This window comes from Alteromonas sp. B31-7, from assembly GCF_015767655.1.
Taxonomy (GTDB): Bacteria; Pseudomonadota; Gammaproteobacteria; order Enterobacterales; family Alteromonadaceae; genus Alteromonas; species Alteromonas australica.
Genome location: NZ_CP065233.1, coordinates 876,442 through 901,398, shown reverse-complemented (window position 1 = coordinate 901,398; position 24,957 = coordinate 876,442). Strand labels below are relative to the sequence as shown.

At 45.5% G+C, this 24,957-nt stretch carries 12 protein-coding genes; 6 read left to right on the top strand and 6 right to left on the bottom strand.

All coding sequences use genetic code 11. From position 1 onward, the window contains the following. Window positions 1–14: 14 nt before the first annotated feature. The 3 genes from IUA53_RS03800 to IUA53_RS03790 all read left to right on the top strand — a co-directional run bounded on the left by IUA53_RS03800 (window position 15) and on the right by IUA53_RS03790 (window position 6,871). The gene (locus IUA53_RS03800; protein ID WP_044448547.1) at window positions 15–1,922 is read left to right on the top strand and encodes a sialate O-acetylesterase; all 1,908 of its coding nucleotides are present in this window, start codon (window positions 15–17) and stop codon (window positions 1,920–1,922) included. Window positions 1,923–2,168: 246 nt separating this feature from the next. Further along, on the top strand, window positions 2,169–5,222 hold the full coding sequence (locus IUA53_RS03795; RefSeq protein ID WP_196898420.1) for a TonB-dependent receptor: 3,054 nt from the start codon (window positions 2,169–2,171) through the stop codon (window positions 5,220–5,222). Between the two features lie 152 nt (window positions 5,223–5,374). Further along, window positions 5,375–6,871 (top strand): tryptophan halogenase family protein, encoded by a 1,497-nt coding sequence (locus tag IUA53_RS03790; RefSeq protein WP_044448552.1) that lies wholly within the window; start codon window positions 5,375–5,377, stop codon window positions 6,869–6,871. An 87-nt stretch (window positions 6,872–6,958) separates the two neighbouring features. Here the strand turns inward: IUA53_RS03790 and manD are convergent, their stop codons facing one another. The 4 genes from manD to IUA53_RS03770 all read right to left on the bottom strand — a co-directional run bounded on the left by manD (window position 6,959) and on the right by IUA53_RS03770 (window position 13,767). Beyond that, complete coding sequence (gene manD, locus IUA53_RS03785; RefSeq protein ID WP_044448554.1) at window positions 6,959–8,167, bottom strand: D-mannonate dehydratase ManD; 1,209 nt, start codon at window positions 8,165–8,167, stop codon at window positions 6,959–6,961. A gap of 60 nt (window positions 8,168–8,227) precedes the next feature. After that, window positions 8,228–10,390 (bottom strand): alpha-glucuronidase family glycosyl hydrolase, encoded by a 2,163-nt coding sequence (locus tag IUA53_RS03780; RefSeq protein WP_044448556.1) that lies wholly within the window; start codon window positions 10,388–10,390, stop codon window positions 8,228–8,230. A 92-nt stretch (window positions 10,391–10,482) separates the two neighbouring features. Beyond that, window positions 10,483–12,174: a glycoside hydrolase family 43 protein gene (locus tag IUA53_RS03775; protein WP_196898418.1), complete on the bottom strand. Its 1,692-nt coding sequence runs from the start codon at window positions 12,172–12,174 to the stop codon at window positions 10,483–10,485. A 105-nt stretch (window positions 12,175–12,279) separates the two neighbouring features. Then, a complete protein-coding gene (locus IUA53_RS03770; protein ID WP_196898416.1) occupies window positions 12,280–13,767 on the bottom strand; it encodes a DUF1593 domain-containing protein in 1,488 nt (495 codons plus the stop codon). Window positions 13,768–14,196: 429 nt separating this feature from the next. Here IUA53_RS03770 and IUA53_RS03765 point away from each other — a divergent pair, with 429 nt between their 5' ends. The 3 genes from IUA53_RS03765 (at window position 14,197) to IUA53_RS03755 (ending at window position 21,293) form a co-directional block, all read left to right on the top strand. Further along, the gene (locus IUA53_RS03765) at window positions 14,197–17,397 is read left to right on the top strand and encodes a S41 family peptidase (RefSeq protein WP_044448558.1); all 3,201 of its coding nucleotides are present in this window, start codon (window positions 14,197–14,199) and stop codon (window positions 17,395–17,397) included. 356 nt (window positions 17,398–17,753) lie between these two features. Further along, window positions 17,754–20,882, top strand: a complete 3,129-nt coding sequence (locus tag IUA53_RS03760; protein WP_196898414.1) for a TonB-dependent receptor — start codon at window positions 17,754–17,756, stop codon at window positions 20,880–20,882. 171 nt (window positions 20,883–21,053) lie between these two features. Beyond that, a complete protein-coding gene (locus IUA53_RS03755) occupies window positions 21,054–21,293 on the top strand; it encodes a hypothetical protein (RefSeq protein ID WP_231401251.1) in 240 nt (79 codons plus the stop codon). Between the two features lie 71 nt (window positions 21,294–21,364). On the opposite strand, the gene IUA53_RS03750 is transcribed toward IUA53_RS03755, so the two are convergent. Both IUA53_RS03750 and IUA53_RS03745 read right to left on the bottom strand, forming a co-directional pair. Further along, a complete protein-coding gene (locus IUA53_RS03750) occupies window positions 21,365–24,427 on the bottom strand; it encodes a CHAT domain-containing protein (RefSeq protein ID WP_044448562.1) in 3,063 nt (1,020 codons plus the stop codon). Window positions 24,428–24,441: 14 nt separating this feature from the next. Further along, window positions 24,442–24,951 carry a hypothetical protein gene (locus IUA53_RS03745; RefSeq protein ID WP_044448564.1) on the bottom strand — a complete coding sequence of 170 codons (510 nt, stop codon included), beginning with the start codon at window positions 24,949–24,951 and terminating at the stop codon, window positions 24,442–24,444. Window positions 24,952–24,957 lie beyond the last annotated feature (6 nt).

Sequence of the window (24,957 nt, the reverse complement as noted above, 5' to 3'; positions counted from 1 at the left end):
TCACAGGAGGGTCTATGACTCGTTTCTATTTGTATTTGCTTTTGCTGCTTTGCTTTCCGAGTCAGGCATTAACTGTTCACCAACTTATTTCTGATGGTGTCGTATTACAACGAAACCAACCGATTCCCGTTAAAGGTACAACAAACAGCCAATACGTTTCCTTGTGGCTTAACGATAAAAAGATTGAAACGATTAGCACATCGGACAATCAGTGGATTGTCACTCTCCCCCCGCAGCCGGCAGGAGGTCCCTTCACTTTAACAATAAAAGCCGATGAGGAACGGGTAATAAATGATGTCTACTTTGGGGATGTCTATCTTGCGTCAGGGCAATCAAATATGGAACTGACCATGGCGCGAATTGAAGAAGCCTACCCAGATGATGTCAATGACGCCAATTTACCTCTCGTCCGCGAGTTCACAGTGGCAGATACTTATCGTTTTGACGCAGAAAACAGCGACTACGCTGAAGGCCAATGGCTTCAGGCTACCCCTGAAAATATCAGGCAGCTTTCTGCCGTAGCGTACTATTTCGCCAGACACTTACATCTGTCTGAAAACGTCCCTATCGGCATAATCAATGCCGCGCTGGGCGGTTCTCCCATCGAGGCTTGGATGGCCAAGTCATCTTTGAAACCATACCCACAGGATATTGCTGCTGGCGAATATTATGCAAACCCTGACAATATCAAAACAACCAAGGAGAGTGAGCGCAAAGCGCAAGACGACTGGTATAAAAATGTGAACGCAAACGACAAAGGACTGCAAGGTACGTCCTGGTTTTCACCAGAATTGAATGATGGCAACTGGCAGAATATTGACATGCCCGGTAATTTACCGGGGTTTAACTCGGGTTTTGCTGGCGTGTGGTGGTTAAGAAAACATGTTCACCTTAACGACATACCCGATGAACCTGTCATTCTGCGTTTAGGGCGTATCGTCGATGCCGATGAGGCCTATGTCAACGGCGTAAAAGTGGGCAATACCACGTATCAATACCCTCCTAGACGATATACAGTGCCAAAATACGCATTGAAAAAAGGAGATAACATCATTGCTGTTCGTGTTATCTCAAATGGCGGTAACAGTGGGTTTATAACTGATAAACCTTACTTTTTAGGCACCGATGAGGAACATTCAGTTTCACTCGAGGGCACTTGGCAATACAAAGTTTCTCATCAAACGTCCAATACCCCCTCAACCACGTTTATTCGCTGGAAACCCATGGGTCTGTTCAATGCCATGATTGCCCCAGCCGCGGGTTTCCCGCTGTCAGGTGTGCTTTGGTATCAAGGTGAATCGAATGCATCACGACCTGCTGATTACAGTGATAAATTGACCGCGATGATGGACCACTGGCGAAGTCGGTGGCAACGACCTAATTTACCTTTTTTCATTGTGCAGTTAACTAACTTTATGCAACGGCAATCCGAGCCTGTTGAAAGTAGCTGGGCTGAATTGCGAGAACAGCAAGCAAAAGCGTCAAAGCACCCCAACACCGCATTAATTGTTACGATAGATATTGGCGAGTGGAATGACATTCATCCTGTCAACAAGCGCGAGGTAGGTCGTCGACTAGCACTTGCAGCAAAGAACATGGTCTATCAGCGTGACGTTTCATATCAAGGGCCTAAGGTTCTCTCTGTAGAGCACAAAGATAACAAGATAGTCGTCACATTTGACACTGAATTAGACAAAGACAGAATAGAAGATGGCCTAGATCATAATTTCGCCGCTGCAGGAATGGATGATGCATTCTTCTGGGTGAAAGCAACGGTGAATGGCAATCAGGTCTACCTTCAACATCCGTCTATAAACAAAGCCGTAAAATTACGCTACGCGTGGGGAAATAACCCCGCGGCTTCACTGTACAATCGCGAAGGCCTTCCCGCAGCACCTTTCGAGCTTACCGTTTCTCCCTAGCCTTCTTCATCAACAATTTTGCGCGGCTCTACCGCGCAAAAAAACACCCCATATGTAAAAAAAAATAATAGGTAAAAAAGCGGTTCACGTGGAAAAATTCACATATCGTTAACATATCTGGTGCGCATTAAAATCTTCAAATTAACCTGTATTGTCGATTGCACCCAGAGCAATTCTGTTAACGAAAAAACTCACTGGAACAAGCAAGCTCACACAACACGAGTAAACCTTAACAGGAAGCACACAATGAATAAGAACCACCCGTTTAGACAATCTATGGTGAACAAAGCAGTATCCGTCATACTCGGTACCGTCGTTGCCCTTCCGGCAATAGCACAAAGCGATGAACCTATTGAAGTGATCGAAGTTTCTGGACTTCGATCGAGTTTGGCAGAAGCGGCCTCAATAAAACGTGAATCCATCGGGGTTGTCGACGCCATTTCAGCAGAAGATATTGGTAAGTTCCCTGATACAAACCTTGCAGAATCACTGCAACGAATTACGGGGGTGTCTATAAGCAGAACCAACGGTGAAGGCAACGAAATAACGGTTAGGGGGTTTGGTGGCGGAAATAACATGATTACGCTAAACGGCCGCATGATGCCCGCAGCTCAAACCTATGGTGGTGGAAGTGGTGCCGATGGAACGACCCGTGGAGGCAGCACTCGCGCATTCGACTTTGCTAACTTGGCGTCTGAAGGTATTCGCGGCGTCGAAGTATATAAAACAAGTAAAGCCAGTATTGCTACAGGTGGAATTGGCGCAACCGTCAATATTAAAACCGCACGCCCCCTTTCTATGCCGGGATTTAGATCTACCGTTGGTGTTAAAGCCGTTCATGATACTACCAATCGCGCAGGTAGCGACGTTACTCCAGAGCTATCCGGCTTAATGAGCTGGACCGATGATGATGCAAAATTTGGGGTTTCATTGACAGGGAGTGTGCAAGAGCGCCACTCAGGGTATGTGGGGGCTACCGTCAACGACTGGAACATCGGGACATGGGGCGATCCAAATGATCCAGATACACTGTTTAATAATAGTGGTGATATATACGAGAATGCACCTGAAATAGGCCAACTCTACGCTCGACCTAATGATATACGATATGCGTTCTCTGACACAGAGAGAACACGAACCAATGCGCAATTAACAATGCAATATGCAGCATCGGATAATTTGGTCGCTACTGTGGATTACTTATTTGCAGAAAATGATATTCAGGAACACCGTGGAGAGATTACAAACTGGGTTCAAAACGGCTCCAACGTCACCTCTGTGATTTTCGACGACGGCGCTATTGCTACCCCTATTTATATTGCTGAATCGTATCCTGGCACAGTAGACGAAGGTTATGAACAGCAATGGCGAGAACAAACCAACACGCTAAACTCAGTAGGTTTCAATCTAGAATACTTTGCTTCTGATAATCTGTTACTTTCATTGGATGCCCATAATTCGAAAATGGAAAGCCTGCCTAGTGGCCCTAGTGATAATGCAGCCACCGGCGAGATAGCCGTGGGTATAGGCGCTCCCACAGTAACATCTAGAGAATGGTGGTACGACTCTGAGCTACCCACATACCTTAATGTATATGATGATAGTACCCGAGGTAATGATAACGGAATACTCGACGCCGATGATGTTGGTTCTTCAATTTTGCGCTTCCGTCATGCATCTCAGGAAACCGAAATTTCCCAATTGAAACTCGATGGCAAATGGATGTTCGATAACGGTGAGTTAGATTTTGGTGTTGAAACTAGAGCCATGGAAATGACCGCTCGTCAAACCGCAGGCGACAATATGACGCTGGGAAATTGGGGGATCGCAAACCCTGGAGAGTTTTCTGATGGCCTACTACAACCCATTGATATTGGAGGGTTGTTTGACGATTTTGATACAGGAAAAAGTCAAGGTATTGGATTTATCGCAGACCCAATTGCACTGGCTCGTGAAGGTATCGCTCTTTACCCTTCTGATGCAAATTTCTTTGGGGTAAGTAACATCTTTTCCTCCAATGACGTCGTGGAAGAAGACACAATGGCCGCATACTTCCAAGTAGCGATGAGTGGAGAGATTGGGGGAATGAGAGCCAACTTCCTCGCGGGTGTTCGTTATGAGCAAACAGATGTAACTTCCACGTCTTTAGTTACGCCGCCCAGCTACCTCATCTGGGAGAATAACAATGACTTCAGCCTGTTTACTGATCCCAATACAGACACTATTCCCCTTTCTGTAGAAGCGGATTATGACCACCTCTTACCCAGTTTCGATTTCGACATTATGCTTACCGACGAAATTAAAGCTCGCTTTTCCTATAGCAAAACCATCGCCCGAGCTGGGTATGGAGACTTACGTGTATCCCCTAGCGGGTTTGGTACTTCAGGCTCTACGTTAAATGGTGCCCGTCCCACGGCTAGCTCATCTAATCCGACGTTGTTGCCATTGGAATCAGATAATTTTGATGTTTCTACCGAGTGGTATTTCGATGAAAACAGCTATGCTTCAGTAGGCTTTTTTGAGAAACGAGTGGCAAATTTCATTGGTACAGGCCAAGAAGACCGAACGTTCTTTGGTATTCTCGATCAAACTAACGGCCCACGTGCTTTGGCTGCTGCTGACGCCTTAAATGAACGAGGCTTTGCGGTTGACGATACGTCACTCTTTGCAATGATGGTGCTGTTAGAACACCCAGAAGCGTTTCCTAATGGCGCGGATGACTATACAGGCTCTGCTGAACAACTGTTACAACTAGGTGAAACGCCGGGGTGGGATATTGTACCGGAAGAAGGCGATCCTGAAATGGTATTTAGAACGAGCCTTCCTCAAAACAATAGAGAAGCTAAACTGTATGGTGCTGAGCTAGCGGTACAACACTTCTTTGGTGAAACAGGTTTTGGCGTTCAAGCAAACTATACCTTGGTACGCGGAGACATTGGATTTGACAATAACGGTAGTCCAGACGACTCTCAATTCGCCCTTACCGGACTGAGCGACACCGCCAATCTGGTGTTTATTTACGATAAAGACGGCCTAACTGCGAGGGTGGCGTATAACTGGCGGGACAAGTATCTCAATCGCATTAACTATCGAGGGTCTAACAACCCAACATATGTTGAAAATTATGCCCAAATCGATGCTAACGTGAGTTACGCGATTAACGAACAACTCACCGTATTTGTAGAAGGGATTAACCTGACAGGTGAAGATCGTCGTGAGCATGGCCGTACTGAAAACCAATTGTGGTACTTGGAAGATTTAGGAGCCCGCTACCAAGTTGGTGCACGGTATAACTTCTAAACGAACCATAATATAGTAAACCACAGTCGGAGCACGTTTCCGGCTGTGGCTTTTTTGCATCTACAAAAAGGCGACGAGTAAAATTCGATGAAGAAAACGTGCCTCTCCCTAGAACATCATTGAATCGCCGCGCAACAAAATAGGTTACCACTATGTTTTCCACCAAATGTTTAGATAAGCCCCGTGTTGTCATTGCTGGTGGTGGCACCGCCGGCTGGTTAACGGCAGCTGCACTATCAAGGAAAATGGGAGCGTTGCTTCACATTACACTGGTGGAATCGTCAAACATTCCCACGATTGGCGTAGGGGAAGCGACCATTCCACCTTTACGCGTATTTCATCAGCTTCTAGGTATTGACGAGGCTGAATTTATGCGTGAGACATCCGCCACATTTAAACTGGGCATTGAGTTTTCAGATTTCGGTAACAAAAACGAAACTTATCTGCATTCATTCGGCCAAACAGGTCAATCTAGTTGGCTAGCTGAATTTCTACACTTTTGGAGGGAAGGCCATGAAAGAGGGTTCGCAGGAGAGTATGGTAGCTATTGTTTAGAGCTAGAGGCTGCGAAAGCAAACAAGTTTTACACTTCGGCACAAAGTACACCTTTAAACTATGCATATCATCTGGATGCAGGGGCTTATGCAGACTATTTGAAAAAGCTATCACTCAAATCAGGCGTCACTCACCTTGTTGATCATATTGAGTCTGTCTCGTTTGATACTTCTGGCGATATCCACGCGCTCAATGTCGCACAACATGCTCCCATAGAAGGTGATCTTTTTATCGACTGCACGGGATTTCGCGCACGACTGATTGGCGAGGCGCTGGATGTTGGTGTCGAAGACTGGTCTAAGTGGCTTTTTTGTGACCGGGCATTGGCTGTGCAAACAGAACTTTCGCCCCCCTTAAAGCCTTATACAGTTGCCACTGCACACGATGCCGGCTGGCGGTGGGAAATCCCTCTACAACACCGTATGGGGAACGGCTTTGTTTACAGCAGTCGTTTTGTGAGTGATGAGTACGCACAGCAACAGTTTCGAACATCGCTACGTACTGCACCGCTACAAGAGCTTCGTTGCTTGCAGTTTCATACAGGTAGGCGCATCCGTGCATGGCATAAAAACTGTGTAGCAATTGGTTTATCCAGTGGTTTTGTAGAGCCTATGGAGTCCACCAGCATACATTTAATCGTTATGGGCATTACCCGACTAATGCAGTTATTCCCGTCACAAGACGATACGGCAATGTTAAGAGAAGAGTACAACTCACAAACGAAAAGCGAACTAGAAAGGATCCGCGACTTTATCATTCTTCACTATCACGTCACTAAGCGAACAGACACCGAATTTTGGAATGCGTGCAGAGAAATGACAATCCCTGACTCACTCGCTGAGCGTATTGCACTGTTTGAAGAACATGGACACGCATTCCAAAAAAGCGATGAGCTATTTCGCGTGGACTCTTGGTCACAAGTTATGTTGGGACAAGGAATACTACCCAAATCGTGGCATCCGGCAGCGAAAATGATGAGCGATGACCAATTGTCTCGGGCGCTGCTAAAGGGGCAGCAAGAGATAAAACAAAGAGTAAAACAGCTACCAGAGCATGAGTCATTTCTGAAGCAGTATTGCGCTATCATACGCTAAAAGTAGTGCCAGAGACCTAAAGCGACCGCAATACCCCGGTCAGCGATAGCGAGTTCCGGGGCTGGGGTAACACTGTGCTGGCCCTGTCTACCAATTCCACAATGTACCGTCTTCCAGTCGATTTACAGGTAACATTGCTCTTTTATAGGGAAATTTTTTAGCTAGAGATTCGTCTATATCTACACCATGGCCAGGAGCTTCACCTGGCGTAAAGAAACCACGGCTAAACTTATAGTCAAATGTAAATACCGATTCCATTTCTTCGCTGAATGGCATGTGTTCTTGAATACCGAAGTTCGGAACCCAATAGTCAAAATGAAGCGCAGCGCCCATGCACACTGGCGACAAATCTGTAGCGCCGTGAAAGCCAGTTTTCACATGATAAAGACTCGCAAAATCTGCGATTCTACGCATTTGAGAAATCCCACCCGCATGTACAATTGTGGCACGGATATAATCAATGTACTGATTTTGGATGAGAGACCGGCAATCATGAATTGAGTTAAACACCTCGCCCACCGCAAGGGGTGTTGTCGTGTGTTCTCTCACTAAGCGAAAGCTATCCTGATTCTCTGCCACCACAGCATCTTCCAGCCAGAACAGATGAAATGGTTCAAGTTCTTTGCCAAGCCTTGCAGCTTCTATTGGAGTCAGACGATGATGAACGTCATGTAACAAATGAATATCGTTGCCAAATTGAGAACGCACCGCGTCAAACAGTTTAGGGGCAAAGTTAAGATATTTTTGCGTACTCCAAACATTTTCACCGGGAAGGGCTGCATCGGCAGGCTCATATTTTTTCCCTTCTTTGGCAACGCCATAGGTGCTGTCCAATCCCGGTATACCAGATTGAACACGCACGGCTTGATAACCGTCATCTATTGCCTGACCGACCGCATCGAGTGTTGAGTCTATACACACGCCATTAGCATGAGTATACGTCATAATTTTATCGCGGCTTCGTCCTCCAAGAAGTTGGTATAAAGGAAGTTTGGCTACCTTTGCTTTGATATCCCACAGTGCCACATCAACAGCTGCAATCGCTGTCATACCAACTGGGCCCCGACGCCAGTACGCCCCACGGTACAAGAACTGCCAAATATCTTCGATACGATGGGCATCTTTCCCAATTAAGGTAGGGATCACGTGATCTTCTAGATAGCTGACTACAGATAGTTCCCTCCCATTGAGGGTTGCATCGCCAATCCCATATACCCCTTCATCAGTAGTGATTTTTAACGTAACAAAATTTCGACCTGGCGAGCACACGATAACCTTAGCGCCGGTAATTTTCATCGACTATCTCCTTAGAAAAGTAAGAATCCAAAATACGAAAAGAGCATATTGCCCGCCTTACTACCCCTGCCCAGGGGCATGAGGAAACGACATTTGTTTCATTTCATCCAATGTCTTAGTGGGATGAACAAGCCCTTGTGGAATGGGTTGATTGGAAAATTGTTGAAAATAAAGCACGCACGCATCTCGCCACCACAGTGCTTCTTTTACATGAATATCCATGGCCATTTGCACTTGACGAAATTGATGAGGGTCAAGCCTCCCTTCCAGTTTGTCCCAGTTGTCCGCCATAGCCTGCACTTGCTGCGCCCCTTCGTAGTAACGATGAACCAACTCCTCCCATAAAGTGCGGCGACTAGACGCTACAACATAACTCCAGGGTAAATGATGGAACCAAAGCAGAAACTTTTCAGGCGTGGTTTTCGGATCTGCAAACTGAGCGCTCAGCGGTGAAAAATACTGAGCGACTGCATTTTCACCACTTGGTGAGCGGTCAAATCCAATGCCATATTCATCCGCACGGTGGTAATACGTAGAGTTCCAGTCGTCGCGCCCAAGGAAATCAACCCAAGGAGCAGGCCCGTAATGATGTCCCGCCCCCATAATGTGGTGCAACCCTAACGGTGTCATTACATCCACGGCAGTTTGATGACTTGTCATCATCATTTCTGTCACAATAGCAACGACATCGTCATCTTGGCTTAAGGTGAGACGCACCCAGTCGTCCGCCACTTCTACTGAAGCTATTTCTGGATCCCAAGCCATACGCCCGAATACATACCAATTAGATTGGAGGATAATATGACCGGTCCAGTTTCTATCTGTACCGATATTCGATACACCTGCCATACCGGTAACCTGATGATTAAATAACTGTCCATTTATAACCTTCGCTACCGTCGCCCCCTTGCCCCTAGCGTATGTATCAGATTGCAGTACTTCTTCGTACATGGGCCCGAGATAAACGAAATGTGTACTGAAACCCAGGTATTCCATCGTAATCTGGAATTCCATCATCAGTGGTGTATTCGGCATTGCCCCAAAAAGGGGACTAAAAGGCTCTCGTGGCTGAAAGTCTATTGGCCCATTTTTCACCTGCACCAATACGTTTGCATCAAACTGACCATCAAGCGGCGTAAACTCTGAATAAGCCTGCTTAGAGCGTTCTTCGCCTTTTTCATTGGCATAAACAAACGCCCGCCACATAACGTGACCGTTGTAGGGGGCAAGCGCCTTTGCCAACATATTTGCACCTTGCGCATGGGTTCGTCCAAAATCGCCTGGTCCCGGCTGCCCTTCAGAATTGGCTTTTACTAAGAAGCCACCGAAATCAGGAATTTCAGCGTAAATCTGGGCTACTTTATCTTTCCACCACTGCTGAACCTGATGGTTAAGCGGGTCGGACGTAGATAGGTTGCCAATCAGTTGGGGGGAACTAAATTTCACAGATAAGTAAACTTTGAGGCCATAGGGGCGAAAGATATCCGCCAGAGCTTTTACTTTTGTTAAGTAATGAGGCGTGAGAATAAGAGGATCCGCATTGACGTTGTTAAGCACAGTGCCATTAATTCCAATTGATGCATTTGCCCTCGCATAATCTATGTATCGCTGGTAGCGATACTCGGGTAGCTTATGCCAATCCCAAATAGATTGACCCGCATACCCTCGCTCTACATGTCTATCTAAATTATCCCAGTGATTAAGCACCCTAAGTTTAATTTTAGGTGCAGAGACTATATTTATCGCGCTCATCGAATGGCGTAACTGCATTTCTTTAAGCAACCTGAAGGTGCCATACAACGCACCTTCGTCCGTATTCGCTAGCACTAATACCAACGACTTTCCATCGTCATTATGGCGCTGTCTTATGACATAGCCTTCCTGAGCAGCTTGCTTAATATCTATCTCAAATTCAGTGGCCAATCGTTCAGCCTTCACGCCAGCAGCAATTAGCAATCGTGCCCGTTGGGGCTCTGTCACGTGTGGTTTTAAACCCATTTGGCCAAACGCATATTCCACTTCGTTTCTTAGTACCTCAATGGTCTCCGATTCACCAAATACGTGATAATCACTTAATTGTTCGTCATACCCAGTAGCCACAGCGGCATTGTTTATACGATCGTATTTAAGCCACAATCGATAGCCATCTTCTCCTTCTATTAACGAAGATGCCACGCACGTTAGCGACAGCATGTACAAGGACAGACAAACGAGATATTTCATAGAAACCCTATTAGACACAAATTTACCTTAGAATTAAGTTGCAGCAAAAGCACCAAACAAACCGTCATGTGAAAATAATTCAGCCGCGTAGCTTACTTTCTTGCATGAGGCCCTATAGTCGTACCGACAAAGCCACCAGCTCGTTGACTGCTTAGTAATGTTGCGTCTTGAGGCTCACCCATGACTTTCCATTTTTCGCCTTGCTTGTAGCTAAACTCTATTGATGCACCATTTCCTTTAATTTTGAGCTCAACGGGCTTATTTGCAGATATGGGCAGTACTGCTTCAAAGACGGTGATAACTTCACCACTATTCACTTGTTCCACAAAACCAACATATCCGTCTGCGTCACGTCGCAGTCCTAAAAAGTAATGGAAATCTGAATTTTGAAATGCAGCTAAGCCTGCGCTAACACCAGCATCACTAGGTAAAAACAGCGTTGTAGAAGCAGAAAAAGACATCGCAGCTTGATGAACCCCCAAATAACTAACGGTATCTTTGCTATATAAAGGCGCTGACAGCGGTGTCATTATCAGTGCCCCTTCATTGAGCGACAGCCAATGCCTGTCAAAGGTGCGAAGCGTTTGCCAGCGCAAATCTAAGGCCGTGCCATCAAAATCATCCGTCCAATCGTAAAACTGCATCCCATTTTCTTTCACAGTATTAGCGGGTCGCGGCACCTGCACAGGTATGGGGGTGTTCTTCGGTAAAATATGTGGCCATCCGTTCTTCCATTCTACTGGCAGCAAGAAAGTATCCCTCCCTGTGTTATGTAGATCCCTTTCATAAGGTCGCGTCCCCAAGAATACTGCCCACCACTCTCCATTCTCTGTTTCGATGAAATCAGCATGACCTGCATTTTCTATTGCGTGTGGCCGTGGATAGGCCAAGTCACGCTGGGTAAGTATTGGATTTTCAGAGTACGGCACAAAGGGGTCATCTAGTGAACGAGAACGAAAGATAACTTGGGAATGTTGAGGCCCTGTTCCCCCTTCAGCACAGGATAAGTAGTACCAACCATTTACCTTGTAAATATGAGGGCCTTCAATCCAGATAGGTTTCTGAGAGATATCCACCCCACCATTCACCAACAACTTCTGGCTCTTAGGCAGCACTTTTTTCTTAATCGGATCGTATTCCCAAAGCCAAATAGCACGGTGCCCGTCATAGAGAGGTTTTTCAGGAGGAGCATCGTTGTGAGCAATATAGACTCGTCCGTCTTCGTCAAAAAACAGATCGGGATCGATGCCTCCAACTTCAGGTAACCAAATGGGCTCAGACCAAGGTCCAGCGGGGTTGCTGGCTGTGATTATAAAGTTGCCTCCATTTCCTACCGAAGTTGTAATAATGTAGAAAAGGCCGTCGTGATAACGTAGCGTGGGCGCAAATATCCCCCGAGACATATTTGCTCCTGCAAAATCCATCTGCGCCTCTCGGTTAAGTGCATAACCAATGAGAGACCAGTCAGTAAGGTTCTTGCTATGGAATATAGGTAAGCCGGGAGTATAACCAAATGATGACGTAGTCAGGTAGTAGTCGTCTCCCCTTTTAGTGATAGAAGGGTCTGGGTAAAAACCGGGTAAAATAGGATTGCTATATTCATCCGCTGCTTCACTCAAAATACCCTGCGGGGTGGTGTACGAAAAGTTTAAAAACTTCACACCTTTCGATATAGCTGACGTGCTATCAGACTGTGAAGGATTTAGAGAAGCTGGATTTTCAGCTATACATCCTGAAATCGATGCGACGATAGCAAAAAAAACACCGGGAAATAACAATTTCATAATTACCAACGCGTTAAGATTATTTAACATTAATGTAAATAATAAGGTAACTCGCTGATATTTTTTGTTATGAAAAGTCTCAACCGACGTTGTTTTTTTTACGTGTTAGTGCGGTTCAACCCTTACCACGACTCTTGCATAGGATGTCAGGGCAGGCTCACCACGATCTGTTAACTTGAGAATAAAATGTATGCTTTGAGGTTTCTCCACATCAGGTGCCACAACATGTACTCTAGCCATATTTTCTGCACTATGGATCTTAACGGTCTGATCTTTCATCGTCCCCGCTTCAGCATAATTAAACCAATAAAACTGTAGTGCATCTCCATCAGGATCTTTGGATCCCCTGGCATCAAGATGAAAACTCTCCCCCGACTTTACTGTTATTGAATGGTCATGCAGCAACTTAACTTCTGGCGCATGGTTGGCCTCATCGTAGCGCTTCATACACCAGTCCATGCGAGCGGCAAAGTCATTTTGAAATTCATCTCTCCAACGCCATAACGTTTCTCGATACCCATTAAACTCAAAGGAGCCCGGACTGACGGTTCGTCCATACTGATTGGAAGATACTGGCACATACCTATCTACCGCATTTGTCCAAATTGGCCGCGTTTCTGGCACAACGGGCACGCCGCCAGTAAAACCAGTTGGATCAGTTTCAGACAGTTTGGGGATATAGCGTTCATATCGGCCTCCCCATCCACCCCAATTCGGGTGTTCTGGCGCATGAAGCCCATTGTTAATGAGATTTAGCCATGATGGCGTATCGCCTTCCATGCCGTAAGCAACATCCGGATATTTCGCCCCTAATGGACCATGACCTTGTTGAATATGTTCGGCTATCCAGGCATTGCTAATCCTGGTGTTATCGATTCCTTGAACAACATGATTAATACCTGTCCACGTTGCTGCTCCATAGCCTCCAGGACTGACAATGTAGAAGAGATTAGGAAACGTCTGTCTTATCCACGCCGCAGAATCATCTTGGTCGGAAATGGTATATACGCGCAAGCGGTTAATAAGTTGTTTTAACACGTTTTCTGACTTTGTTTTTTTCAATTTGTAGAGAGCCTGCGCTAATGTATTAGTACCTCCCCATACAGAAATCCACAGCGGCCTAGAATCAGCTTTTTCTATTTCGCGAATAAGCCAGTCAGAGCCCTCAGAGTCATGATTTTCACCAACGCCTTGCATGCCGTAAACCGACACCCCTGACTTTACAATGCTATGCAGTGTCTTAGCATCAGGGTAGCCAGGTTGATGGCTATTTAGGTTAGGCTGAACCTCACCGTATGCGTCGATAAGCGTGTGTATGGTGTCGGGTGCGATACGAGTTTTCTGATGTACCGACGTCGTAGCAATCAACCCCTTTATATCGATTTGGTTTGCGTACAATAAGAGCCGAATAAGGGTTTGTGCATCATCAGGATCCGCTTCAATATCCGTCAGTACCAATAGTCTTGGTTTTGGATTTAAAGGCTGCCACCTTTCTTCGACTTCCGCTACAGCTAACGGAATAAAGCTCCACATACAAATGAAACAAAAAGCAAATTGTATCCGCGAGAGGCTCGTTACTGCGCTGGAAGTCATGTAAGACTCCTATATGTCATTTAATACTGATTGCGGCTGGGAAAATACCAGTCATTACCGAATGACAAACTAATCGAATTAGGCACACCCCGTCTTTTACAATAATCCCCTTTTGAATTTCGATTTTTTGTTCTTGTTTACGTGAATAAGCCCTTTAGTCAAGAGATACGCTTTGATTAAGTGGTGTAAGACACGCAAACCCAAACTTCCAATATCAAGGAAGAAGAATTAGCCGCCACATTATTCAATAGATAAATACAGACAGTGGTTAATAATTAGACTAATGTAAGGCATATTCAGTGTTAACAGAGCAAACCTTTTCGGTTTGCTCTGTACTATTCAAATCTATAAAAAACGCCATTAAGGCGTAAGGATAAGGCAATGATAAGGAATGCTCCTCTTCTAAAACCGCTCTTAGGGGCATTTATCATGGCAATATCCTTTGCCACTCATGCAACGCAATTACTGCGCGAACCTACACTTCACAAAGACACGTTGGTGTTCACTTATGCAAACGATCTGTGGAAGACCACGATTAAGGGCGGTAAAGCCACACGTTTAACCAGTTTTCAAGGCTCTGAATCACAACCCGTGATCTCTCCTGACGGCAAAATGCTTGCCTTTACCGGTGAGTATGAAGGCAATAAAGATGTCTACATTGTAAGTATTGATGGCGGACATGCTAAACAGCTCACATTCCACCCAGCCTCAGACGCTGTTGTTGGCTGGGCTCCTGATAGCCAAAGTGTGTTGTTCAGCTCTCCAAGGTACTCTGCCCCTCGCAATTCACAGCAGTTATATACTGTGTCGGTGGAAGGCGGAAACCCTCAGCAGTTACCCATGCGACGAGCCTCAGACGGTGCGTTTGACCCCAAGGGTGAAAACATGGTGTTTCGCCGAGCGGGGGTTTGGGATCGCGGGTGGCGCAATTATCGTGGCGGGCAAAACCAAGCGCTACGAATGATTAACTTAAGCAGTTTGGAAGAGCACGATCTTCCTTTTAATAACGACTTTGATGTGGATCCTGAATGGTCGAATAACGGTGATATTTACTTTCTCTCAAACCGTTCCAAAGTGACCAATGTATTTCGTTATGCCCCTTCAGCTAACGCGATAACACCGGTTACAGACTACAGCGAGTACGATGTCATGGGCTTTGCGGTTGACGGTAGCAATGTGGTGTATGAATACCTTGGTGATTTATATTTGAAGCAGGAGCAACAAGCGGCGATAAAACTCTCCATTGAAGTAATAGGAGACTTCTATTGGGCTCGTGATGCCCATGTTGACGCACATAAAAATATCACGGAATTTAATGTATCTCCCTCGGGTAAAAGGGCTTTATTCTCTGCGCGTGGAGATATCTTTTCCGTGCCTGTTGAACATGGCTCTGCCCGTGCATTAACCGACTCTTCAGGCGTACGAGAGCATTCTGCTGTATGGTCTGACGATGGCCAATATATTGCCTGGTTTTCAGATGCCTCAGGTGAATATGAACTGGTGGTTGCCGATCAATATGGAACAAAAAGCAAAACGATTCCTTTAGCAGGTGAAGGCTTTTATCAAAAGTTAGTTTGGTCGCCAGATGGCAAACGGCTATCATTTACTGACTCAGCGCAACAACTATGGATAGCTAACCGAAGCAATGGTTCTACCAAAATTATAGATACCAATCGTCAGGTTCATCCAGAATGGGAGATGATGGCCACTTGGTCTCCAGATAGCCGTTATATTGCCTATACAAAACAAAACGAAACCATGTTTCGTGAGCTTTATTTATATTCTGTGCAAGAACGTACTCGCCATCAACTCACTCATGGTTTAGCAGAAGTCACATGGCCAACATGGAGTGATAACAGTAACACCTTATATTTTTTAGGTAGTGTTGACTATGGCCCACAAAGCCCATGGCTGGATATGTCGAGCTTAAGTTTTAAGGCCACCTATCAACTTTATTACGCCAACCTTTCGCCCACCCATGCCCCGCTATTTCCAATGCGTTCAGACGAAGAAGAGCCTACTCAGAAAAACGATAGCAACACCGACAATGAAGACGAACCGACCCAACCTTCTGTCTTCGTCGCCGAGGGCTTTGGTGACCGCATCACGCCAGTCACCAGTGAAAAAGGGCATTTCAGTCATTTGGCAGGAGGTAAAGGCGGGAATTTGTATTTTTTAAGTCAATTCAAAGATGATACTGGAGCTAGCCAAACCCACTTAATGAAGTTCGATGCCGAAGAGCGAACCATAGCAAAAATTGCCGATAAGGTAAGTGAATATCGCCTTAGTGCTGATAACAACGCAATCTTACTCAAAAGTAAAGAAAGCTATCGATTGATCAGTGCCATTACTGGCTCGGGAGATGACGATAAAGTCATTGCACTCGCCCTATCTAAACGGGTGAATTTCTTTGAAGAATGGCAACAGATATTTCGCGAAGCTTGGCGCTATCAACGAGATTATTTGTATGTAGAGAACTTCCACGGAGCAGATTGGGATGCAGTATACGAGCAATACCAACCGCTCGTGGCATCCATTCGCCACCCGCTTGATTTAACGTATTTACTCGACACCTTAGGAGGCGAAGTCTCCATTGGGCATTCGTTTACTGCCAGTGGGGCTAAACCAGATATTGGTAAGCCCAATGTCGGCTTGTTAGGTATCGATTTTGAAGTAACTAAGAAGGGCGTTAAATTACGCCATATTTATACAGGAGAGTCATTTTTCGCCGGCGCGAACTTACAGTCGCCGTTGGGCAAATATGCGCATCAAATTGACGAAAATGCTTACCTGATAGCGGTTAACGATACCCCTATCGCCCCCCAAAAGAACCTCTATTCGCAATTTGAAGGCACCTTAGGACACGTGACGCGGATCACTATTGGTGATATTGATAATTCAGACAAGCGACAGGTATACCTCGTTAAACCCATTAACAACGAAAATGGCCTTCGCAAAAATCACTGGATTGAAAAAAACAGACAATATGTTGAGGCACAGTCTAACGGAAAATTAGCCTACGTGTGGATGCCAGACACCGCAGATGATGGGTACCATTCCTTCAACCGCTATTTCTTCCCTCAAGCTAAAAAACCAGGCGTCATCATTGATGAACGCTTCAATGGAGGCGGCTATATCGCCGATTATGTCATCAACATTTTACGCCGTGAATTAAATGGTTTCTTTAACAATCCCCTAGCACCCAGCAAGCCTTTAACAAGCCCAGCGAGCGGCGTTTGGGGCAGCAAAGTCATGCTAATAAATGAAATGTCGGGTTCCGGTGGCGATATGCTCCCCTACATGTTTAATTATTACGGACTGGGTAAATTAGTGGGCAAACGCACCTGGGGGGGACTGGTTGGCATTTGGGGCGTACCCGGTTTCATCGATGGCGGTTACATGACAGCACCACGCTCTGGTTTTTATGGCACCAATGGACAATGGCAAGTAGAAAACGAAGGGGTTATGCCTGATGTTAGCGTGGAGCAATGGACTAAGTTCACCAGTAAAGGATTGGATCCTCAGCTTGATAAAGCCATAGAGGTTGGTTTGGAAGAACTTAAAGGTTATACCTCCCCTATTAAGGCGCAGCCAAAAGACCCTGTTAGAGTACCTGTACCCCGTCAATAACTCACTGGAAAAAACTGGGCGCTGTTGCGCTCAGTTTGCCCGCGTAGGTAGCAACCCATTTAAAATAAAGGCACTGCCTCAACACTCATCACCGCTTGCCCTTCGTCCCCTTGCGTAAATACTCGTAAAGCCGTGTAAATACACGTAAACCCTCTTGACTATACAGTCGAACAAAGCTTCAAATAACACTTATTTTTCATTGTGTTACGTAAATACCAATTTACACAAATGAAATATATATGAAATAAAAATAGCCAACAATTGCGCTACCTCAGGCAACAATAATACGGCGTATTTAGCAGGTATTCGCACCCGGCTAAGTACAAAAATCAACCTTTATTTATAAAGAGAAACACATGAACAAGAAAACTCAGTTCAGTCGCATTGCGATGGCTGTAGCTTTGTCTATTGGCGTGGCAACCACAGCGGTTGCAGCCACCGGTCAATCATCAGCCATGCGCGGTACCGTAGTAGGCCCTCAAGGTAACCCTGCTGCAGGCAGCTCTATCACTATTATTCATCAGCCTTCAGGTACGGTGAAAGAGGCCACCGTTAACGAAAATGGTGTATTCTCAGCACGTGGGTTGCGTGTAGGTGGCCCTTATATGATTGTGGTTGAGTCAGAAAAGTTCCAAAGTCGTATTATTGAGGATGTATACCTTGAGCTAAATGACACCTTCGAACTAGATGCAGCGCTTGAATCTGCGTCAGATATCGAGCGCGTAACGGTGACAGGTAGCCGTGACTTTTTCTCCAATAATGGTTCAAACTCCGTGTTTGGAGAATCGGCTATCGAGAACATGCCAACCTTCAACCGTGATATTAAAGATATTGTCCGTTCTAACCCTTTGGCCGTGGTGAGTGCCGATGGCGAAGAGTTAAGCATTGCTGGCTCTAACCCCAAGTACAATACCTTTACCGTTGATGGCGTAGGCGTGAATGATACGTTTGGGCTACAAAGCAATGGTTACCCTACTTCCCGCCCTCCTGTTTCGTTAGATGCAATAAGCCAAGTTTCCGTAGAATTTACGCCGTTTAGCGCCCGTGCCGGTAAGTTTGGTGGCGGTAACGTTAACGTGGTGACTAAATCGGGCACTAACGACTTCCATGGCACTGTTTTTTATGAAGAAGTACCCTTTTCTGGTACGGCAAAAGACACCAAGCTTTACGACACAGAGTATGACGTAGACAACGAAGAGTCTTCTTATGGCTTTACATTAGGCGGCCCGCTCATTCAAGATAAGCTTTTCTTCTTTGGTTCATACGAAAAATGGGAAGAAGAAATTGATACTGGCTTTAATGAAGATTCTTACTCAGCAGATTTAGTTGCCGCAGCGCAAGACGTGATCTCGGCGCTGAGTGACACCTACGGCCTAGAAGATTCTATCGCTGGCGCACCTGAGGCCGACGAAGATGAAAAGTACCTTATCAAGCTAGATTGGAACATCAACAACAACCACCGCGCTGATTTTACCTATAGCTATCAGGAAAATACTTCTGCGCAAAATTATAATGACGATTCTGACACCATTCGCTTAACCTCGAATACATGGACGCTTGCGCAGAAAAATACCTACTACACCACCCACGTTTATTCAGACTGGTCAGATAATTTGCAGACAGAAGTCAGCCTGTCTTATAAAGAGTTTGAACAGGCTTCGCTTACTGCCTCAGATTGGGGTGAAATTAATGTCGACACGGCAACGGGCACTGACAGCGGTTATACTGTGGTGGCAGGCGTAGATGAAAATCGTCACGCCAACGTTTTAGAAAACGAGGTATGGAACTTTGCCGTTCATGCAACCTACCTTGCGGGCGACATCGAGTATAAATTTGGTACCGAAATTGAAAACACATGGAACTACAACCTTTACGGGCGTGATTCTTTGGGTACGTGGTATTTTGACGATACCGAAGACTTCGCTAACCAAGAAATTTCTTATTTTGAATATGCAAATGCCTATACCAACGATGTTGAAGATCTTGCCTACGATGTAGAAAGCACGGTTTACTCCTTTTACGGCGATGCCACGTACGAGTTATTCCCCGATTTTATGGTTACCGCAGGTTTGCGTTACGAGTACCTTACTGTAGAAGACTCACCGCAACTTAACGACAACTTTAACAATACCTATGGATTCACCAACACAGAGAACCTGGACGGTTTTGATATTTTACTTCCTAGGGTTAGCTTCAATTGGGAAGTTAACGATGACTTAACCTTACGAGGTGGTGTTGGGCGCTTCTATGGCGGCATGCCCCTAGTGTGGATATCTAATGCCTACACCAATGACGGGGTTACCAACGACTCAGTAACCTTCTCCAGTTTAGACGCCGATTCGGTAGATTTCACCACTGTGCCAACTGAAGCGCAAAGTGCACTGGTTCAAGGCGCGGGTAGCACAAGCTCTATCGACCCTGATTTCGAGCTTCCATCTGATTGGCGCTATCAAATTGCGGCCGACTACACCTTTGACATTCCTACCTTGGGCGATAACTTTGCGTGGACCAATGAGCTAACCTATGTTGACAGACAAAATGCCGCCTACTGGGAAGACTTATCTCGAATCGATAATGGCAACAGCACGGTTGATGGTCGTATCATTTGGGATAACGTATACGATGGCACTGAGTATGAAGATAACTATGATATCCAGCTAACTAACTCAGACGACGGTGGGCGTAGCATTTTATTTACTAGTGCATTGGCGAAACAGTGGGATAACGGACTAAGCCTAAACGCGTCATATACCCACCAAGACATCACTGAGGTTAACCCAGGCACTAGCTCTACAGCAGAGTCAAACTATCAGTATGAAGTTACCGTTAACCGTAACGACCCATTAGTTGGCACGGCGTACTACGAAATTAAACACCGACTAGTTGTGAACCTTGGTTATACTCACCAATTCTTTGAGGGCTATAACACGAACTTCAATTTGTTCTTTGAACGCCGTTCAGGACAGCCATTCTCTTGGGTTCTTGGCTCTTATCAAGATAATGACTTAGGCGACCAGTCTGCGTTTGACGATTCCGATATTTACCTTCCTTATATTCCGTCAGGTGCAAACGACTCAGCTGTTGATTTTGAAAATGGCCTGAGTTACGACGAAATTATGGCCATTGCTGAAGCCGCTGGCGTGGCAGGTTCTGCAGGCGGGTATGTAGACAAATACTCAACGACTCAACCTTGGATTACCACCGTAGATTTAGCCATTTCACAAGAAATACCAGGCTTTGTTGAAGGTCATAAAGGGCGCATTTATCTCAACATTGATAACTTCGCTAATTTACTCAATGACGATTGGGGCAAGGTATACGAAATGAACTACCCTCAGCAAATCTTGTTCGATTACGACATTAACGAATTTGGGCAATACGTATATTCAGAAGCCTATGGCGGTACGGATACCAGTAACTACGACACCTTTGATGAAGAGCAATCTACTTGGAGAATCAAAGTGGGCGTGAAGTACACTTTCTAAGTATTAACCACCACTGATTGGTAATACCTGGCCAGCGCAATATCCGCTGGCCTTTTTTATTTTATACGCTTTACCCAAAGCGACAGGTAAGGTTTTACTGCTGCCATGTTCACACTACTCACCGTCAAAAAAAGTTGGCAAGCTATTTGAAAGTTCATCTATAAGAACTAAATGATTGTGCTTTTTATATGCACTGAACAACGAGAATTTGACACTATGCGCTTACCCACTAAGCAACTTATCAGCAAAATAGAAACCCTGTCTAACGACTTATCTCAAGACCAACTGTCCAACTTTCTTGATATTATCAACGCAATGACTGCATTAGTTGAAGAGGCCAGTGAGTTAGGCGACAGTCAAAATAAGGCCGCGCCTGCACCGAACATCAACCAAGATTCATTGGTACATTAACCTGCGCTTTTGTTGTGCTTTGCAGTGTGTCGTGCTGAAAGGTACGAACACTCAGCGTAAAAAGAAGCCTATTAAAACTTAATTGCTTCTGCCTTTTGGTGAGCCACAGTTAGCACGAAGGCGCCCCAATACCGTGGCGAACGAAAACGCGGGTTTCGCTTCATTTTTTGCTTTGCAATTTGTAACGCCCGTGACGCGTTGTGAGTGGTAGCCAAGCTAGCATAAAAATGTTCCATAAAGGTGGCGGTGGCTCTGTCTGGCACCTTCCACAAGGTGCCCAATACCGACCCCGCGCCTTGCGCTAGCATACCTCTCGATAAACTATTTTGTCCTTCGCTAAGCCATATTTCCCCCCGCAACGTGTCACATCCACTTAATACCACTAAATCTGCAGAAAATGGCCGACTCAGTAACTGGGTTAAAGAAACAAAACCGGGTAAATATCGGCGTGTTGCCGCATCAGATGTTACTAGGCCAACGATACCGGGATACTCAGGGTCATAAAAACCATGAGTGGCGATATGCAGTAACTTGGCATGGCCAAATTCATCAGACATCAAGACATCGCTGTTTGCTTGTGCGCCCAAAGCTGTGACGACCGAAGCATGAGAAAAGTGTTGTTGAATACTGCTTGCCTCCCGTTCCGAGAAGACCAAAGGTGGCATGGCCTTTCGCCAAGTAAGGGTAGCTTTATTTGAAATTCCGCTAGCAGGCGAATTAAATCTTGGATTAGCAAACACCGCGATATGTGACCCTTGCGTTGCGCTAGAGGGAACAGGATTGAAATAATCTAAAACAGAAAAAGCGCGTACCACTTCAAAATGGTCGATAACATGCGTGGCATTATCTGGCATCGGCAGCGCGGAAAACGCGATGGTATGCGTGAGATGATCGCTAACCACTATCAGCTTGGAAATAGACTGCGACTTAAAATACTCTAAAGGAAGTAATTCATCTGCCTTTATCCCCGTCACTACTCCTTCTTGCTGGTGTAATTTATCTCTCATAGTCTTGCCAATAGAAAACCGCCGCCACCCTTGTTTTGTACCAACAATAAGATGGGTGTGTTTAGGTAAATCTATTAACCTTACCAAGGCCTCATGCTGCTGTAGTTTATCTATTAGCCGCTCAAATTGATAAACGTGGGTGCGGTCAACATCGAGGCTCACTTGACGACCATGAGCTCTCAACGCATCCCGTTTTTCTAGGCTGATATCAATTTGTGCCTGGGCCGCCAAATTCGACTCACCAACACTTAAAAGATTAACTTCCATTTCGGCGGTTGTATTGTTTTCTTCTAGTGCAATGTCTTGACCGTATTGAGAATAAAACTGTCTACTTTTACGAAGCATGCTACTTTGATAATTGTCCATGACTTCCAATACTTTTTGCGCGCTGGTATTGCCGTTATCTGCCAAGAGGTATTCAACATAACTATCAATCAATAAGCGTACTTTATTTTTAAAGGTGGGCCCTAAACGATAAATACTTAAGGTATTTTCAACCTCATTTACCAGGCTAAGTGCAGCGGTAAAATTGTTTTCTACTGTGGCTTTTTGTGACTCAGTTAGCGGCTTAGCATGCTGTAAGAAAAGGGCGTTTTTCAGTTCGTAATATTCAATAAGATGCGGATGTTTAGGTTTGATATACACCAATGCACTTTGCAAATACACCTCTGCCATTTCCACTTCTTGTATCGCAATGGCGCTTCTGGCCAACGTAAATAGCACATTCATTTTATGCCGTGTATCACTGAGTGCAGCCAATTGTTCAAATGCTAGCGCGGCCGCTTGTTTTGCTTTATCCGGTTGCTTTGTTTCAGCGTAAAAGGCTGAGCGTAAAGTATGATATTGGCTGCTCTCACGAAACGACGTAGGTGTGATAATAGGCTGGGCTTGGTTTAAGTAAGTGTCAGCTAACCCAGCATTACCTTGCGCTAAGGCAACATCTGCCAAGCCTAGTAAGGCCTCTGCGGTGTAGGCATCTCTTCCCATTTGTATGTTAATATCTACCGAGTAGGAAAAATAACGCGCAGCAGCGGGTAAGTCGCCAAGCTCTATATAAGTACTCGCCAAGTTGTCGTGCTGAATGGTTAACGCTAAGGCGTCGTTACTCATGCGAGCCAGTTGTATCGACTGGCTGTAGGTGCGCTGGGCAGCAGCCAAATTACCCAATGCGCGATGTAAAACAGCCAGGTTGTTTAAATAGCTAGCAACGTGATTGTACTTTTCAAAGGCGCGACTAACTGCAATGGCGGTGTCTAATTCGTCAGCGGCGGCCACCAAATCGCCAGTAACCCGAAAATAGGTTGCGCGGGCATTATGTAATTCTGGCAATAATTCGTTTAACTGATGCGCTTCAATCAGGGATTTGGCATATTGAAGAAATTCCCATCCTTCATAAATGGTGTGCATGTCTGCACGTTCGTCACCTCGGAGAATGTCACTGAACCCTCGCATTAAATTGACATACGCCACGTCATAAGGCGGGGCTGATGACATCCAGCTTTGCGATTGTGTGTGTTTAAACCCACGGCTCGCCTCTTCAAAGTTCATCAGCCGGAAGTAAGCTTCTGCTGCAAACACAGGGTAAATACCACATTGGTCTGAGAAAGCACTGACTTGCGGTTGTTCACTAGGTGCAAGAATTTCCTCAAGCCTATTTTGTTCAAGAAGGTCATTCAGCATTTTCTTTTTTACCACACAGCTTGGCTGCTGATGAAATTTAGCCGCATCTTCTACCCAGTTTTCTTCTTTCCATTGGGTAACTTGGTTGATATCGGCCTTTAAAAGCCGTGTTTCATCCACGACTTCAACCCCCACATCGCTTGCTCGAAACAGTAATGGATATTGAGACTTTGCTACTAGCGAATAGGGCGTTGAAGAAGCGGGCAAGTATAGGTATTCAATTTGTGAAAGTAGAAAGGGGGCTGATAAGCGAATGCTTGGTTCCGTTGAATGATGAACAATAAACTCAATAGCCTCACCCGTATAGGAAATGCGAACAAATTTCCCCCCGAAAGCCGCACTCTCCGGCAGCGTAATATCATACTCTTCAGCCACAAGCCTAGGGCAAGAAAATACGGCGATAAACAGGATGGTTATCGCCGCTATTGCCTTTAAGGGTATGTACACTCGACTCACCCTTACTAGCCTCTCCAGGTATAGGAAGTTTTGGCGAAAGAAGGTGCACTCAAACCTTTATTATCCCCCGCATTTTCTGGTACTGGGTCAATTTTCCACAGTAACGTAGTTAAAAAGAGGTTGTAGGTTTGACTAAAATCTAAGGGGTCTGGCGCGTCCCTTGAAACTAGGGTGACATACATTTTTACGGCGCTAAAACCCGCTGGAGTGGCATGCCTTAAATCACTGAGGGAAATTTCTTCGCATTCCATGGTGTCGGGGAAGGTAGAGGTAGGCGAAAACTCTGCGATATCAAAAACTTCAATGGCCATATCGGCCCAACTTTTCCCGCCGAGTTCATTTGAATCAACAAAAATTTTAAGCTTATCGTTACCGAGTAGTTGTATTTTTTGTCGGTATGCAGATTTACCGTTCGCGGTTACCGCACGTGGGTGGTAGTCGGCGAGTCGTTGATTAGCAGAGAAATCTACTGCATTCACGTAAGCGACCTCTTCCGGCCAGTTGTAATCAGACATAGTCAT

Coding starts and splice junctions, on each gene's coding strand:
- IUA53_RS03770 (WP_196898416.1), bottom strand. CDS start 13,767: ATGACTTCCAGCGCAGTAACGAGCCTCTCGCGGATACAATTTGCTTTT.
- IUA53_RS03760 (WP_196898414.1), top strand. CDS start 17,754: ATGAACAAGAAAACTCAGTTCAGTCGCATTGCGATGGCTGTAGCTTTG.
- IUA53_RS03790 (WP_044448552.1), top strand. CDS start 5,375: ATGTTTTCCACCAAATGTTTAGATAAGCCCCGTGTTGTCATTGCTGGT.
- IUA53_RS03780 (WP_044448556.1), bottom strand. CDS start 10,390: ATGAAATATCTCGTTTGTCTGTCCTTGTACATGCTGTCGCTAACGTGC.
- IUA53_RS03775 (WP_196898418.1), bottom strand. CDS start 12,174: ATGAAATTGTTATTTCCCGGTGTTTTTTTTGCTATCGTCGCATCGATT.
- IUA53_RS03765 (WP_044448558.1), top strand. CDS start 14,197: ATGGCAATATCCTTTGCCACTCATGCAACGCAATTACTGCGCGAACCT.
- IUA53_RS03800 (WP_044448547.1), top strand. CDS start 15: ATGACTCGTTTCTATTTGTATTTGCTTTTGCTGCTTTGCTTTCCGAGT.
- IUA53_RS03755 (WP_231401251.1), top strand. CDS start 21,054: ATGATTGTGCTTTTTATATGCACTGAACAACGAGAATTTGACACTATG.
- manD (WP_044448554.1), bottom strand. CDS start 8,167: ATGAAAATTACCGGCGCTAAGGTTATCGTGTGCTCGCCAGGTCGAAAT.
- IUA53_RS03795 (WP_196898420.1), top strand. CDS start 2,169: ATGAATAAGAACCACCCGTTTAGACAATCTATGGTGAACAAAGCAGTA.
- IUA53_RS03745 (WP_044448564.1), bottom strand. CDS start 24,951: ATGTCTGATTACAACTGGCCGGAAGAGGTCGCTTACGTGAATGCAGTA.